At 57.6% G+C, this 13,157-nt stretch carries 17 protein-coding genes; 5 read left to right on the plus strand and 12 right to left on the minus strand.

Going from position 1 to position 13,157, the window contains the following annotated elements:
* The first annotated feature begins 19 nt into the window (after positions 1-19).
* The 3 genes from AC2FLA_RS15170 to AC2FLA_RS15180 all read left to right on the plus strand — a co-directional run bounded on the left by AC2FLA_RS15170 (position 20) and on the right by AC2FLA_RS15180 (position 2,925).
* A complete protein-coding gene (locus AC2FLA_RS15170; protein ID WP_496723249.1) occupies positions 20-1,711 on the plus strand; it encodes an acyl-CoA dehydrogenase family protein in 1,692 nt (563 codons plus the stop codon).
* Positions 1,712-1,928: 217 nt separating this feature from the next.
* Positions 1,929-2,483: a hypothetical protein gene (locus tag AC2FLA_RS15175; RefSeq protein WP_496723251.1), complete on the plus strand. Its 555-nt coding sequence runs from the start codon at positions 1,929-1,931 to the stop codon at positions 2,481-2,483.
* 49 nt (positions 2,484-2,532) lie between these two features.
* Positions 2,533-2,925: an META domain-containing protein gene (locus AC2FLA_RS15180; RefSeq protein WP_496723253.1), complete on the plus strand. Its 393-nt coding sequence runs from the start codon at positions 2,533-2,535 to the stop codon at positions 2,923-2,925.
* Here AC2FLA_RS15180 and recO read toward each other — a convergent pair.
* Both recO and AC2FLA_RS15190 read right to left on the minus strand, forming a co-directional pair.
* Positions 2,909-3,634: a DNA repair protein RecO gene (gene recO / locus AC2FLA_RS15185; protein ID WP_496723255.1), complete on the minus strand. Its 726-nt coding sequence runs from the start codon at positions 3,632-3,634 to the stop codon at positions 2,909-2,911. The genes AC2FLA_RS15180 and recO overlap by 17 nt on opposite strands.
* A gap of 96 nt (positions 3,635-3,730) precedes the next feature.
* Positions 3,731-4,630 carry a hypothetical protein gene (locus AC2FLA_RS15190; RefSeq protein ID WP_496723257.1) on the minus strand — a complete coding sequence of 300 codons (900 nt, stop codon included), beginning with the start codon at positions 4,628-4,630 and terminating at the stop codon, positions 3,731-3,733.
* Positions 4,631-4,908: 278 nt separating this feature from the next.
* On the opposite strand from AC2FLA_RS15190, the gene AC2FLA_RS15195 reads away from it, so the two are divergent.
* The gene (locus tag AC2FLA_RS15195) at positions 4,909-5,214 is read left to right on the plus strand and encodes an NIPSNAP family protein (RefSeq protein WP_496723259.1); all 306 of its coding nucleotides are present in this window, start codon (positions 4,909-4,911) and stop codon (positions 5,212-5,214) included.
* Positions 5,215-5,242: 28 nt separating this feature from the next.
* On the opposite strand, the gene AC2FLA_RS15200 is transcribed toward AC2FLA_RS15195, so the two are convergent.
* The 3 genes from AC2FLA_RS15200 to era form a co-directional block, all read right to left on the minus strand.
* Positions 5,243-5,566 carry a SemiSWEET transporter gene (locus AC2FLA_RS15200; RefSeq protein WP_496723261.1) on the minus strand — a complete coding sequence of 108 codons (324 nt, stop codon included), beginning with the start codon at positions 5,564-5,566 and terminating at the stop codon, positions 5,243-5,245.
* Positions 5,567-5,670: 104 nt separating this feature from the next.
* Positions 5,671-6,000, minus strand: coding sequence for a DUF1491 family protein (locus AC2FLA_RS15205; protein WP_496723263.1), 330 nt, complete (start codon positions 5,998-6,000; stop codon positions 5,671-5,673).
* Entirely contained in the window at positions 5,997-6,905 is a 909-nt protein-coding gene (era, locus tag AC2FLA_RS15210; RefSeq protein ID WP_496723265.1) for a GTPase Era, read from the minus strand. The genes AC2FLA_RS15205 and era overlap by 4 nt, the downstream gene beginning before the upstream one ends.
* Before the next feature lie 157 nt (positions 6,906-7,062).
* Here era and AC2FLA_RS15215 point away from each other — a divergent pair, with 157 nt between their 5' ends.
* Positions 7,063-8,439, plus strand: coding sequence for a multicopper oxidase family protein (locus AC2FLA_RS15215; RefSeq protein WP_496723266.1), 1,377 nt, complete (start codon positions 7,063-7,065; stop codon positions 8,437-8,439).
* Positions 8,440-8,467: 28 nt separating this feature from the next.
* Here the strand turns inward: AC2FLA_RS15215 and AC2FLA_RS15220 are convergent, their stop codons facing one another.
* The 7 genes from AC2FLA_RS15220 to AC2FLA_RS15250 form a co-directional block, all read right to left on the minus strand.
* Positions 8,468-8,944 (minus strand): hypothetical protein, encoded by a 477-nt coding sequence (locus AC2FLA_RS15220; RefSeq protein WP_496723268.1) that lies wholly within the window; start codon positions 8,942-8,944, stop codon positions 8,468-8,470.
* A gap of 156 nt (positions 8,945-9,100) precedes the next feature.
* Complete coding sequence (rnc, locus tag AC2FLA_RS15225; RefSeq protein WP_058279045.1) at positions 9,101-9,778, minus strand: ribonuclease III; 678 nt, start codon at positions 9,776-9,778, stop codon at positions 9,101-9,103.
* A complete protein-coding gene (lepB, locus tag AC2FLA_RS15230) occupies positions 9,775-10,614 on the minus strand; it encodes a signal peptidase I (RefSeq protein ID WP_496723270.1) in 840 nt (279 codons plus the stop codon). Before lepB ends, rnc begins: the two co-directional genes overlap by 4 nt.
* Positions 10,615-10,671: 57 nt before the next feature.
* Complete coding sequence (gene acpS / locus AC2FLA_RS15235; RefSeq protein ID WP_496723272.1) at positions 10,672-11,091, minus strand: holo-ACP synthase; 420 nt, start codon at positions 11,089-11,091, stop codon at positions 10,672-10,674.
* Positions 11,088-11,711: a LysE family translocator gene (locus tag AC2FLA_RS15240; protein WP_496723273.1), complete on the minus strand. Its 624-nt coding sequence runs from the start codon at positions 11,709-11,711 to the stop codon at positions 11,088-11,090. The genes acpS and AC2FLA_RS15240 overlap by 4 nt, the downstream gene beginning before the upstream one ends.
* Complete coding sequence (locus tag AC2FLA_RS15245) at positions 11,708-12,454, minus strand: pyridoxine 5'-phosphate synthase (RefSeq protein WP_496723275.1); 747 nt, start codon at positions 12,452-12,454, stop codon at positions 11,708-11,710. Before AC2FLA_RS15245 ends, AC2FLA_RS15240 begins: the two co-directional genes overlap by 4 nt.
* Positions 12,447-13,145, minus strand: a complete 699-nt coding sequence (locus AC2FLA_RS15250) for a DUF2062 domain-containing protein (protein WP_496723277.1) — start codon at positions 13,143-13,145, stop codon at positions 12,447-12,449. Before AC2FLA_RS15250 ends, AC2FLA_RS15245 begins: the two co-directional genes overlap by 8 nt.
* Between the last annotated feature and the right edge of the window lie 12 nt (positions 13,146-13,157).

Consider the following 13,157-nt stretch of genomic DNA (forward strand, 5'->3'; position numbering starts at 1 on the left):
CGAGAAAAGGACACGATTCATGGCCCATGACGGACAGGATATGACCCAGATGACGACACCTGCGATTTTGCCCGATCTTCTGACGCTGACCCGTGCGGCCGCACCCGCCGTTGAAACAGTGTTCGAGCGTGCGCGTGAGTCAGTGCGCGGTATGGTTTCCGCTGATGGCCGCGTATCCGGTGCCCTGATCGAAGCCAATCAAACTGCCGCCCATGGCTTGTCATGGCTTGCCACATATTCTCAGTCGCTGAAACAGATGCAACGCTGGGCCGAAGCGCTGGAAGCCGAAGGCAAGTTCGGTGAAATCGAACAGTTGCTGCACCAAATCGCCTTTGGCGAATACCTGCACCAGGTTGCGGGCGGCATTCCAATGAACCAGGGCGAAGTCGTGCGCCTGCAGGACATGGGTCTTGGCTGGGACGCGCTTTCCGGTTTTCAGATCCCCGAAATTCAAACGTTGATGGCGCAGGCCAATTCTCAGGCCGCCCGCAGCCGTCTGGTCAAGCTGATGGAAGATCAGGCAGGTGCCACCATGTTCGGTGCCTCGGGTCTGGACGAAGAGCTTGAGATGATCCGTGACCAGTTCCGCCGCTATGCGGTCGAAAAGGTCGAGCCCCACGCTCATGACTGGCACCTCAAAGACGAACTAATCCCGATGGAAGTCATCGAGGAACTGGCGGAAATGGGTGTCTTTGGCCTGACTATCCCCGAAGAGTTCGGTGGATTTGGCCTGTCCAAGGCCTCGATGTGTGTGGTCTCGGAAGAGCTTTCGCGCGGCTATATCGGCGTGGGCTCTCTTGGTACACGCTCCGAGATCGCGGCCGAGCTGATCATCGCGGGCGGCACCGATGAACAAAAAGCCAACTGGCTGCCAAAACTGGCCAGCGCCGAAATTCTGCCGACAGCCGTTTTCACCGAACCAAACACCGGCTCGGATCTGGGCAGCCTGCGTGCACGTGCGGTCAAGAACGCGGACGGTGACTATGAGATCACCGGCAACAAGACCTGGATCACTCACGCGGCACGGACCCATGTGATGACGCTGCTGGCGCGGACCAACCCGGACACCACCGATCACCGCGGTCTGTCCATGTTCCTTGCGGAAAAGACCCCGGGCACGGATGAGAACCCCTTCCCCACACCCGGCATGACCGGCGGTGAGATCGAAGTTCTGGGCTATCGCGGGATGAAGGAATACGAGCTGGGCTTTGACGGCTTCAAGGTCAAGGGCGAGAACCTTTTGGGCGGTGAAGAAGGCAAAGGCTTTAAACAGCTGATGGAAACCTTCGAAAGCGCACGCATTCAGACCGCCGCCCGCGCCATTGGTGTGGCCCAAAGCGCGCTGGATATCGCGATGCAATACGCGCAGGACCGCAAACAGTTCGGCAAGTCGCTGATCAACTTCCCCCGTGTGTCCGGCAAACTGGCCATGATGGCGGTCGAAATCATGATCGCCCGTCAGCTGACATATTTCTCAGCCTGGGAAAAAGATCACGGTCACCGCTGCGACCTTGAGGCCGGCATGGCCAAGCTGCTTGGTGCCCGTGTGGCCTGGGCTGCGGCGGATAACGGTCTGCAGATCCATGGCGGAAACGGTTTTGCGCTGGAATACAAGATCAGCCGCGTTCTGTGTGACGCGCGCATTCTAAATATTTTTGAAGGGGCTGCCGAAATTCAGGCACAGGTTATTGCACGGCGTTTGCTGGGCTAACCGGAATTAGGCATCCCGTTTCCCCAACTAGACCCGGTCTTGTGCCGGGTCATTTTCTTTGTTCCGAACCCCAGTTTGAAATTCACGCCGTCTGTTCTGTGACAGGATAGAGACCTTTTCTGATCCTCGACCGAAAAAACTTCCCCCTTTGCTTTTTGTTGAAACCCCTTTAGGGCACGCTGCGACCCAAACCGGGCCCAAGGATGGTGATGACAGAATGACCCGACTATTTTTTGCGCTTTGGGCGACCGTTGCAGCCCTGATACTGGGCGGATGCGCCACAACCCAGCCTGTGGCGGGCTACACCGAGGTAGACGAGCTGGCACTGGCGATCGAAAACCTTGGACCCCAAGTCGATCCTGCCGAGGCACAAAAGGCCGCCACCATCGCCTACACCTATTCGCAGCAACTGAAGCGGGATTGGAACGTCACAGACCCGGCGATTATCCATAACGCCAAGGTCATCAACGGGTTTCGGGAAAAGGGATTGTGCAACGACTGGGCGCAGGCGGTGAGCCGCCGCCTGCAGAAGGAAAACTTCCGCACTTTGGACATCCACTGGGCCACCTCGCCGCCAACCGCGTTCCGGATCATCCACCACTCGGCAGCAATCAGCGCCAAGGAAGATACGATGAAGGACGGCATCATCCTTGACCCATGGCGCAACAGCGGTGTGTTGTTCTGGGATCAGGTAAGCGAGGACACCAGATACAACTGGAGGCCACGCCTAGACGTTCGCGAAGAACTGATCAGCGGCGAGATCCCCTACTAAGCTGGCTTCGCCGGTTCCCTCGGCACCGGTAAGAAAGTAAGACACCTGAATGATACGCCTGATCTTGACACTGCCCTTGATTGCCCTGTTTCAATGCGACAGGGACGAATCCGTTGCGGCCTATGGCGCCGCAGACCAGACTTGGGTGCTGCACGAAATCGACGGACAGCCTTTCGAGGCCAGCGCAATGTTACGGTTCCCCGAAGAGGGCAAGATCGCGGGTAGCGCCCCTTGCAACAGTTATAGCGGCACCCTGAACGCGCCCTACCCCTGGTTCGAGATTATGGACCTGAACGCAACACGTGCGGCCTGTGCCGGGCTTGAGGCCGAAGGCTTCTATTTCGCTGCGCTGATTGCGATGACGCAGTCCGAAGTAACGGGCGACTTGCTGATACTGCGCAATGATGACGGGCACGAAATGGTGTTCAAAGCCGCCGAGTGAACTGATCCACAAATCTTGCCCGCGCATCCGGCAAGGGGTTATGCCCCAGGGACGGGGCAAGATGGTGTTCCAGAAAGTAACCGGTGGTTTTAAACCCTGCGGCAATCTCAGCGTCCGGTGCTTGCCCCTCACCGCGCAAACAGGGTGGCAGGGGCAACAGCTTATCCGCCCATTCCCCGGCCCCCTGGGCACTGACGGCACGGCCGGTCTTGGGTGAGACATAGACCAACCCATCCGCCGCCCCTGTCACAGCACAGGCCGACAGGTCCAGGCCAAAGCCCTGTTCTTCAAGCAGCGCCAATTCCCAGCGCAGATAAGCCAACGGCCAGATCTCGTCCTGCCCCAGCAGATCCAACAACTGTTCGGTCTGTTTGTAGATTGCAGGATGCGGTTCACGTTCTGGCAGGCAAAAGGACAGCAACGCAACGGACGCGTTCAATCCTGCCAACGCCATCCGACCCGAAAACGCCGCTGCCGCGCGTGAACGCAAAGGTTCAACCTGAAAAGCGCCAAGATGTTCTTCCAACCGCGCCCGCCACAGAACATCCAGTTGTGCCCCGGGTTGCAGGATGGGGGCAATCTTGCGACTGGTCCCTCCGCGCACGACGCCTGCATGACGACCGTGGCCTTCGGTGAAGACCTCGATAATCGCCGCTGTTTCGCCATGCCGACGAGACGTCAGAAGGATGCCGTGATCGCGCCAGTCCAAGTCAGGCTCCTTTCGTCTCAGGCTCGCCCCCAGTTTGCAACAGATCGCAAGGCGGAAACATCCGCAAGGGCGCAGGCATCCAACTGGTCTTTGGAATTAGAACCGGGCCCTGAAGGCCACCCCAACCAACGGCGCGGTTTCATAGTTTTGGCGGCTGAGTTCCGTGCCGTTCGCATCATCCAGTGTAAGACGCCCATCCAATTCAGCACCTGCGAAAACGTTCAGCGAAATGCCGGGATTGGGATTGTAGCCAAAGGAAACCACCACTGGAATACTTTTGTCCTCGCCTATCCCGTTTGGGGCCAGCCCTTCCTCGTCAAGCCGGAACCGAATGCGCTCAGAGCGAGCAGAAAGGCCGAGGGTCATCGTGTCATTCAGCGCATAGCTGAGTGTCAACCCCGGCCCCTGCGTTGCGCCAATCCCCGAGCCGGTATTCAGGTTCCAACGGTCATTGATATCCCAATCCACCAGAAGCGCCGGAAAAAAATCGATGTCATCGTCTTCGAACTGCGAAAACGCTCCAAACGCAGGGCCGATGGTCAGGCTCTCGCTTAACTTCCAGGCAATACCAGCAAAGACACCATAAGTTCTGCCGTCCGCCGCATCAGCGCCGCTCTGGTAGTCCCAGCGGACCTGCGGTGACACGAAAACGCTTGCAGTATTGCCGGTACGAAATCGTACTGGAACAGAGATTCTGATGTCGCGGATGTCCTCCCACGGTTGGTTATCCGCCTGACTAAAGTTGTAATCGAACCTGCCGATGCTTGCTGACAGCCCAACCGAGGTTCCACCATTCAGATTATACAAAGCGGTTGTTCGCAAAAACGCGCGGCTGGCCGAGAACTCCCCGCCTTCACTCAGGTCCGCGTTGCTTTGATAAGCAGCCAACCCATCGATTTGATAAACCCACCCCAACCTCTGCTGCGCAAAGGTGGGCGAAGTCACCATGCCCAAGACAAGGATCGTTGAACAGCAGGGCAAAGTGAAGGTTTTCATCTTTTTTCAACTCGATAGGGGCCAGGACACATTCTCAGATAGCATTCTGTCGGACACGATCAAATGATTGAAGGGAACTGAATTGTAGAGTGTGACAGCGAAGTCGAAGACAAACCCTGCGTACTGGCTTTTGCTCACCACCGAAACGATGGCCGCCAGAAAAGACCTGAGATTGCGCTGTAACTCCCAACTATGGTCAATAAGTTACCAATCTCGTTTCCTTGACAACGCGGGTTTGCCATCCTTTATTTAACAACATAGTTAAACAGGAGGTCACGATGCGAGGCATAACCATTACATATTCCTTCGATGGCAACGAAGCCGAATGGCAGGCCACCATCCGCACATTTATCGAGGCAATCAACACTGACCCCGAGGCGGCCGGAAAATTCACCTATCAGGTTGCGGTCGCTGATGACGGAAAGTCCCGGGTTCACTGGGGCCGCTGGGACAGCGCCGAGACATTGGCGCACGTGCAGTCGCAACCCTATTTTCAGGCCTTCGCACCCAAAGTAAAGCAATTCGCAGGTGAAACATTGACCACCACCGGGCACGATATCACGCTTAAAAGCAGCGGCTGGTGACGCCTTGGCACCGGATCGTGGCGGCTGGTCAAAACGTTAAACCGGCGTGGATCAGGATGCCCAGAACCATCAGGACGTTCAGCACCATCGAGATACCGTTGCCCACATAAATAGGCAGCTTGCCAACCACCAGCCCGTAGGCGAACCATAAGAATGACAGCGCAGCAAAGAGCGACCAAGACAGCAGAGACTGGCCGGTCGCGTGTTGTGAATGCGTGAAGTACAGCTTGATCAACTGCGGCAGCGTGGCAAAAGGGCCGACAATGCCAATGAAGACCATGAAGCCTTCAAACCGATGCATCCAATGACCAAGTTCTGATTTTTCAAGCTTTTCAGCGAGCGTTTCGGCCATACATACACCTATTATCTATTCAAACGGCGCGGCGATCCTCGCCGACTGAGTGCGGGTAAAATAGACGTTTTGGTCCGAGCGACCAAGACCCGTTGAACGGCGGGCTAGTCCAATCCCTCATCACCCAGCAGATGCCGACCCTGCCGGTCCTCGACCTCGATCACCCAAAGATCGGGGTCAAAACTGCGTTGCCGGGAGATGGCATCGTCAACCTCTGCTTCGGCGCCGGAGGAAAGCTCGACCCATTTGCGCTCACCGCTCATCAGATCAAAGCTGCGCTGAAATGCGGCCGCTTGCCCATCCAAGGTGTTTAGTTTGACCAACACCGCGCCCGCTGTGTCGTCGCCATGTGCCACGACAAAAGCAGGGATTTCCTGAAACCGTAACCGCGCCAGGTAGGCGTGGACCCAGAAATCAGCCGTCAGGCGAGTCATGCGTTTCCGTCTTTGAAATCCAGACCCATTTCCGAGTAACGCTCGGATTCCTCCAGCCAGTTCGGGCGCACTTTGACCTGCAGGAACAGATGTATCTTGCGGTCCAGGAACTCTTCCAGCTCGGCCCGCGCGGCTTGGCTGACCGCCTTGATCGTCTCGCCCTTTTTGCCCAACACGATGCCTTTGTGACCGTCGCGCATGACATAGATGATCTGGTCGATCTTGGCAGAGCCGTCTTTGCGCTCTTCCCAGTTTTCGGTCTCGACCGTCAGCTGATAGGGCAGTTCCTGATGCAGGCGCAGGGTCAGTTTCTCGCGCGTCATCTCAGCCGCGATCATGCGCAGGGGCAGATCGGCGATCTGATCCTCGGGATACAGCCACGGGCCTTCGGGCAATTCCGCAGCCAGCCATTTGCGCAGATCGTCAACCCCATAGCCCTTTTCGGCGGAAATCATGAAGGTTTCGGAAAATGGGTAGCGTGCGTTCAGGTCACTTGTCAGGGCCAGCAGCACCTCAGACTGGACCTTGTCGATCTTGTTGATCGCCAGCGCAACCTTTCGGCCCTGCCCGATCTCTTCCAGACCTTCGAGGATACGCTCGACCCCTTCGGTGATGCCGCGATGCGCCTCGATCATCAGAACGACGACATCTGCATCCGCCGCTCCGCCCCAGGCCGCGGCAACCATGGCGCGATCCAAACGACGACGCGGTTTGAACAGGCCGGGTGTGTCTACAAAGACCAGCTGCGCATCGCCTTCCATTGCCACACCGCGAATGCGGGTACGGGTCGTCTGAACCTTATGCGTCACGATCGAAACCTTGGCCCCGACCATGCGGTTCAGCAGGGTGGATTTGCCTGCGTTGGGCTCTCCGATCAGGGCGATAAATCCGGCGCGTGTGGTCATGTGTCTGGCGTTCCTGGTTGCAAGTGCGCACCCCTATAGCAGAAAGGCCGCGCGGGCCAGAGGGATTTGTCGCATTGCGGTCATGCAAAATCGGTGGCACGCCTAATCCAAGCCGCGCCAAATCCAGCCAGGCAACCATCGGAAAATGAGGCAAGACATGAAACGTCGCGAGTTTCTTTTGGGCAGCGGGGCCGCTGCCGGCGCGCTGGGTCTGGGCGGTTTCGGGTTGGCGCAGGGGACGCCGGAGTTAACCATTCAACCAGCAAGCTTTGCCCTGCGGGATACGGTGACGACCGGAATGGTCAGCCTGTCCCCTAACGCACCGCCGCTGATATTGTATGGCAAGCAAGGGGAAGTGATGCGGCTGCCCGTTCGCAATACGCTGTCGGAATACACGGCAATGCACTGGCATGGGATGCGGATCGCGAACAACATGGACGGAGTACCTTACCTGACCCAAATGCCATTGGGTGAAGGTGAGGTCTTTAACTATGAATTCACTCCGCCCGATGCAGGCACCTACTGGTATCATCCACATTGCATGACGATGGAGCAGATGGCCCACGGTTTGACGGGCGTCATGGTGATTACAGAACCCGAAGACCCCGGATTTGACAGCGAACAGGTGATCAACCTGCGCGATTTTCGGTTGGATGAAGATGGCGCGTTCCTGCCGGCCTATACCCAGCGCGGCGCCGCACGGGCCGGGACCTTTGGCAATGTCCACACCGCCAACTGGTTGCAGGGTGCTGTCTACGATCATGCCGCAGGCAGCCTGGTGCGACTGCGAGTCGTAAATACCGACACAACCCGCATCTACAAACTGCATCTTGAGGGCGGCAATGCACGGATCATCGCGTGGGATGGCCATCCGCTTGAGATTGACATCCCGATGCCCAGCGCTGATGAGCCACTTCTTGTCGGGCCCGGCCAGCGTGTGGATTTTGCGGTAGCAATGCCCGGCGACGAGGGGCGCAGCGTTGCCCTGATGGCCAAACTGCCGGGTCAGCCGCACAGACCTATGACACAGCTGCGCGCAATCGGATCATCGGCATCGCGGGACCTGCAAGAGTTGCGCCCCCTACCCGTCAACCCGGTCGCAAAACCCGATCTGACCAATGCCGAGCTGCACGAATTTGTTTTTGGCTGGACCCCCGAAGGTGGTGAACCCAACAACGGGTTCTGCGGCTCGCTGGGGTATAACTTCTGGTCCATCAACCGCAAACCATGGCCCGGTGACGCGGCGCAGGATGTTGGGCCTTTGGCAACGCTGGAAATGGGCAAAAGCTATGTCCTGCGGCTGCGAAATGAATCTCCTAACTTGCACCCGATCCACCTGCACGGGTTGGCTTTTGTACCGCTGCGGTCAAACCTGCGCAAACTGCCGCCACTGATGACCGACACGATGCTGTTGCTAAAGGACGAAGTGGTCGAGATCTCACTGGTGGCCGACAATCCGGGCGATTGGGCGTTCCACTGTCATGTCATCGAGCACCAAAAGACCGGGCTGACTGGATTTATCCGGGTGGTATGAGGGGCGCGTTAGACGCCCCCCAGGCATTTCATGCGTTCTGGCGCTCAATCAAGCGCAAGACGGCAACCATGACGATCCCGTAAAGAACATGCCCGATTAGTGCGACCCAAGTGATCGCCGAGAAGTTCAAGAAGGTCGGCAGACCGGACAAGGTCGTGATACCACCCAAAGCAAAAACCCAGAGACCAAACCCGTAAAAAGCCGAGGCCACAAACATATGAACGGGGCCAAGTACCTTAACCCAGATCGGTTTGAAGATCAGAAACCATCCCAGCGGATAGGCTATCAGGCCCACAAGATAGAAATGCACGAAAAAGCCCAGAAACGCATTGCTGGGCAGACCGAGACTGGACAACAAGCTCTGGGCCAGCCCTTCGGGCGACAGATTAGCCCAGCCGATGCCGGGGCTGACAACCTGCCCCCAGAAATCGAAGGCGATCGTGGCGATAAAACCGGCGATGAACAAAAAGCCGATATTCACGGTAGTCAGTTTTGCGTTTTGCATGGAAATGCCTCAACTCATTGTATCAATTTCGCTTTGACCCATTGCTCATAAGTAAGCGCCAAAGTGGATGACCTTCAGATACGACTGCGACCCGAGGTCCGCCATAGGCCTCAAGTTAGATTGAGAATTGTGACATAAACGGGCTACGGAGCTTTGTTATTTCAACTGATCCAGCAGCGCTTTCGCGGCAGCTTGTTCTGCCTGACGTTTCGACCCCGCCGTCGCTTGAGCTTCGGCCCCGTCCTGCAATCGTGCGGCAATAGTAAAGACGGGGGCATGGTCGGGGCCGCTGCGCTTGACCTCGACGTAAGCGGGCGGCTTTTGCCCGCGCGCCTGCGCCCATTCCTGCAGCGAGGTTTTGGCGTCGCGCGCATCCGCTTCAACGTTGTGGACACGATCCCCCCACAATCGCAGGATGACATCGCGCGCAGCCTCGAAACCGGCATCGCGATAGATCGCGGCGATCACAGCCTCCATCGCATCACCCAGCAAGGCCTGTTTGCGGCGCCCGCCTGACAGCATCTCGGACCGGCCCAGTTTCAGCACCACGCCAAGATCGATTTGCCGGGCCACATCGGCGCAGGCCTCTTTGCGAACCAACGCGTTGAACCGAGGGGCCAATTGCCCTTCGGATGCTTTTTTGTCGGCCTCCAGCAGGGCGGTTGCCATGACAAGACCCAGAACCCGATCGCCCAGAAACTCCAACCGCTGATTATCGGGTCGTGTCGAGGACGAGACCGATCCATGGGTCAGTGCGCGCACCAGCAGTTCAGGGTTCGAGAATTCGTACCCCAGACGCTGCTGGAACGCCTTTATCTCGGTCGAAAGCTTCAATTGACCGCCTTGAAGAAGCGGTCCCCGCGCCATGTCCAGAAGAACAGCATCGACCGGCCAGCGGATGAGAACAGGATGCGATCAGCCCGCCCGATCAGGTCTTCGTATGGCACATAGCCAACGCCACCTGCGGATTGTGGCACGCGGCTGTCGCTGGAGTTGTCGCGGTTGTCCCCCATGAAGAAGTAATGCCCTTCGGGAACCGTGTAGATGCCGGTATTGTCAGCCGCCTGGTTGCCGATGTTCAGCACTTCGTAGGACACACCGTTTGGCAATGTTTCAATCGTCCGCGATTTTTCGCAGACACCGCCAAAGCCGACAGGACCGTTTTCGCAGCGTGGGCGCAAACCTTGCGAACCTTGTGGTTCGGCGACTTCGGTGAACACGCCATCAGGTTCTTGTTGTACGGGCGCACCGTTCAGAATGATCTGACCGTCCCGCACCTGAATGCGGTCCCCGGGCAGACCAATCAGACGTTTGATATAATCACGACCGCTGACCGGGTGGCGGAAAACAATGACGTCACCGCGTTCGGGGTCACCACCCCAGATACGGGTGTTTTCATCGCTTTGCATCCAGCCGCAGAGGTCTTCGGCGCCAACATTCAGGCCGACGCTTGGGATGATCAGGCTGGGACAGGACGCGTAAGAATAACCGTAAGACATTTTGTTGACGAACAGGAAATCCCCGATCAACAAGGTGGGCTTCATCGAACCCGACGGAATCCAGAACGGCTGAAACAGGATCGTGCGGAAGACGCCCGCGATCAGCAGGGCATAGACGATGGTTTTGATCGTCTCCCAAACGGCGTTACCTGTTTTGGCTTCCTCGGCCATACTGCTCTCCGGTCGTTTATTCGTTGGGGTGCTACATGCGGGTCAGTTAAGGGCAAGTCAAGGCTGCGTGGGGCCATCGTGAAGCGGACGCGCCTCGATCACCACGAATGCCTGTGCCCAGGGGTGATCGTCGGTCAGGGTGACGTGGATGATGGCCTCATACCCTTCGGGCGTCATCTCTTTCAGCCGATCTGCCGCCCATCCGGTGACATGCATCACAGGCTGACCTGTGCGCAGATTGGTCACCGACATATCCTTCCAGGCAATGCCCATGGCCAGACCGGTGCCCAGCGCCTTGGAGCAAGCCTCTTTCGCGGCCCAGCGTTTGGCGTATGTTCCCGCAATATCAGCGCGACGTTCCGCTTTGCTCTGTTCAATTTCGGTGAAGACGCGATTGCGGAACCGATCCCCGAACCGGTCCAATGTGCCCTGAATGCGGTCGATATTTGCAAGATCTGTGCCGATGCCGAGGATCATGAGAGCCGCACAGTCAAAATCTTGTAACTTGCCACCCCAAAGAACCCGGCAAAGGCAAAATCGAACCAGCGGCGGGCGCGGCGGTAGGCTCGCACCATGCGTTCCGAAGAGAAGAGAAAGGCGTAGCCGATGAAGACCAGTAAAGATCCTGCATAGAGCATGGCGAAATAGCCCAACAAAATCGAAAGGCTGGCATCATTCGGAGCGACGATAGCATAGATCGACCCCCAACTCAGGATCGCCTTAGGGTTGGTAAGGTGAATGGCCGCGCCCTTGGCAAAGATTGTGCGAAAAGAGCCGGTAACAGGGTTGCCCATAGCAACCTCATCAGACGTCATCGCCCGGCGCAGCGCCTTGATCGCCAACCAGCCTAAATAGGCCACCCCCACATAGCGGATGACCTCGAACACCCAGGCATTTGCCAACATGATTGCTGACAGGCCCAGCGCGGCGGCGATGCCCCACGCGGCAGAGCCTGCGCAAATGCCCAAAGCAAAGACCAGGCCGGCGCGGCGACCTTCGTTCATAGCCGTTCCCGCAATCCCCATTGTTGCAGGCCCAGGAGAACCGCCGGCCATCAGCCAGGCAAACCAGATCGCAACAAATCCGGGCGTGATCATCCGCGCGCCTCATCCATTAGACGCCGCATCTCGGTCATGGCAGGCGTGAGGCCGCGAAAGATGGCCTCGCCGATAAGGAAGTGGCCGATATTCAGCTCGCGCACTTCTGGGAACGCCGCAATCGGTTGTACGGTGTCATAGGTCAGGCCGTGACCCGCGTGTACCTCAAGGCCCAGTGAATGGGCAAAAGCGGACATTTCGCGCAGGGCTTCCAACTCACTGTTGGCTTTGTCGTCGTGGCCTTCGGCCATGGCATCGCAATATGCACCGGTGTGCAGCTCGATCACTTCGGCGCCGATACGATGCGCCGCCTCGATCTGGCGCTGATCAGCAGCGATAAAGATCGACACACGACACCCGGCATCGCGCAGCGGAGCGATAAAATGAGCCAGCTTGTTTTCCTCGCGCGCGACTTCCAGCCCGCCTTCGGTGGTGCGTTCTTCGCGCTTTTCAGGGACGATGCAAACGGCATGCGGCTTATGGCGCAAGGCAATTTTCTGCATCTCGGGCGTCGCAGCCATCTCAAAGTTCAACGGCACCGACAGGACCTCCATCAGGCCATCGATATCGGCGTCCGAGATATGGCGACGGTCTTCGCGCAGATGCGCGGTAATGCCGTCAGCCCCGGCCTCTTCTGCCAGTTTGGCGGCACGTAGCGGGTCAGGATAGGCCCCGCCCCGCGCGTTGCGAACCGTGGCCACGTGGTCGATATTTACGCCAAGACGCAGGTGGTTGTCAGACATCGCTCGAATCCTTCTTAAGGCCCTGGTCTGAACCTAGGGCATTCATCAATGGAACGGCAGGCTTTGTTTCGGCCAAGCGTTTGATTTCGTCAAACTTTGCCTTGATCTTGTCGCGACGGCGCTGCTGATAGGTGCGGATCAGCGGCAAGCTGAGATAGGAGCAGATTACACCCGCCAGAATACCCGGAAGAACGCCGCCAATCATGTAGGGAAAGAACACCTCGTTATAGAAGATGCTGAGCCCATGCCAGTCCGCGACATGATCGGTGAACATGGCAATAAAGTTGTTCTTCAGATCACCCATTGCATCTGTGAACTTGCCCATCAGACCATGCGTGTCGCCTTTGTGGAATTTGGTCCCCAGCAGGAAATGCCCGGTCTGCAGGCAAACCACGCCGATTGGCACATAGGTGAGTGGGTTGCCGAAGAATGTTCCACTCAGAGCGGCCAGAATATTGCCGTTCAGCAGGCGCGCAACCACGGCAGCGACCAGAAAATGCAATCCGTAGAACGGAGTGAATGAGGCAAAGACACCTGCCCCGATGCCACGCGCAATGCGCTCGGGGGAATCCGGCAATCTACGTACACGATGCTTGACGTAGTGAAAGGCCCTTGTCCATCCACCACGGGGATAGACAAATTCAGACGCGATCTGGACAGGCGAGCGTCGGTCTCGGCGCTTAAATACCACTCCTGATCACCC

It is taken from the genome of Ruegeria sp. CDSA033 (assembly GCF_059612305.1).

What these genes read in the sequence shown, in the direction of transcription:
- AC2FLA_RS15180 (WP_496723253.1), top strand. Translation starts at nt 2,533, where the DNA reads ATGATACGCCTGATCTTGACACTGCCCTTGATTGCCCTGTTTCAATGC.
- AC2FLA_RS15215 (WP_496723266.1), top strand. Translation starts at nt 7,063, where the DNA reads ATGAAACGTCGCGAGTTTCTTTTGGGCAGCGGGGCCGCTGCCGGCGCG.
- acpS (WP_496723272.1), bottom strand. Translation starts at nt 11,091, where the DNA reads ATGATCCTCGGCATCGGCACAGATCTTGCAAATATCGACCGCATTCAG.
- AC2FLA_RS15175 (WP_496723251.1), top strand. Translation starts at nt 1,929, where the DNA reads ATGACCCGACTATTTTTTGCGCTTTGGGCGACCGTTGCAGCCCTGATA.
- AC2FLA_RS15200 (WP_496723261.1), bottom strand. Translation starts at nt 5,566, where the DNA reads ATGGCCGAAACGCTCGCTGAAAAGCTTGAAAAATCAGAACTTGGTCAT.
- AC2FLA_RS15195 (WP_496723259.1), top strand. Translation starts at nt 4,909, where the DNA reads ATGCGAGGCATAACCATTACATATTCCTTCGATGGCAACGAAGCCGAA.
- lepB (WP_496723270.1), bottom strand. Translation starts at nt 10,614, where the DNA reads ATGGCCGAGGAAGCCAAAACAGGTAACGCCGTTTGGGAGACGATCAAA.
- era (WP_496723265.1), bottom strand. Translation starts at nt 6,905, where the DNA reads ATGACCACACGCGCCGGATTTATCGCCCTGATCGGAGAGCCCAACGCA.
- AC2FLA_RS15190 (WP_496723257.1), bottom strand. Translation starts at nt 4,630, where the DNA reads ATGAAAACCTTCACTTTGCCCTGCTGTTCAACGATCCTTGTCTTGGGC.
- AC2FLA_RS15170 (WP_496723249.1), top strand. Translation starts at nt 20, where the DNA reads ATGGCCCATGACGGACAGGATATGACCCAGATGACGACACCTGCGATT.
- AC2FLA_RS15245 (WP_496723275.1), bottom strand. Translation starts at nt 12,454, where the DNA reads ATGTCTGACAACCACCTGCGTCTTGGCGTAAATATCGACCACGTGGCC.
- AC2FLA_RS15240 (WP_496723273.1), bottom strand. Translation starts at nt 11,711, where the DNA reads ATGATCACGCCCGGATTTGTTGCGATCTGGTTTGCCTGGCTGATGGCC.
- AC2FLA_RS15220 (WP_496723268.1), bottom strand. Translation starts at nt 8,944, where the DNA reads ATGCAAAACGCAAAACTGACTACCGTGAATATCGGCTTTTTGTTCATC.
- AC2FLA_RS15205 (WP_496723263.1), bottom strand. Translation starts at nt 6,000, where the DNA reads ATGACTCGCCTGACGGCTGATTTCTGGGTCCACGCCTACCTGGCGCGG.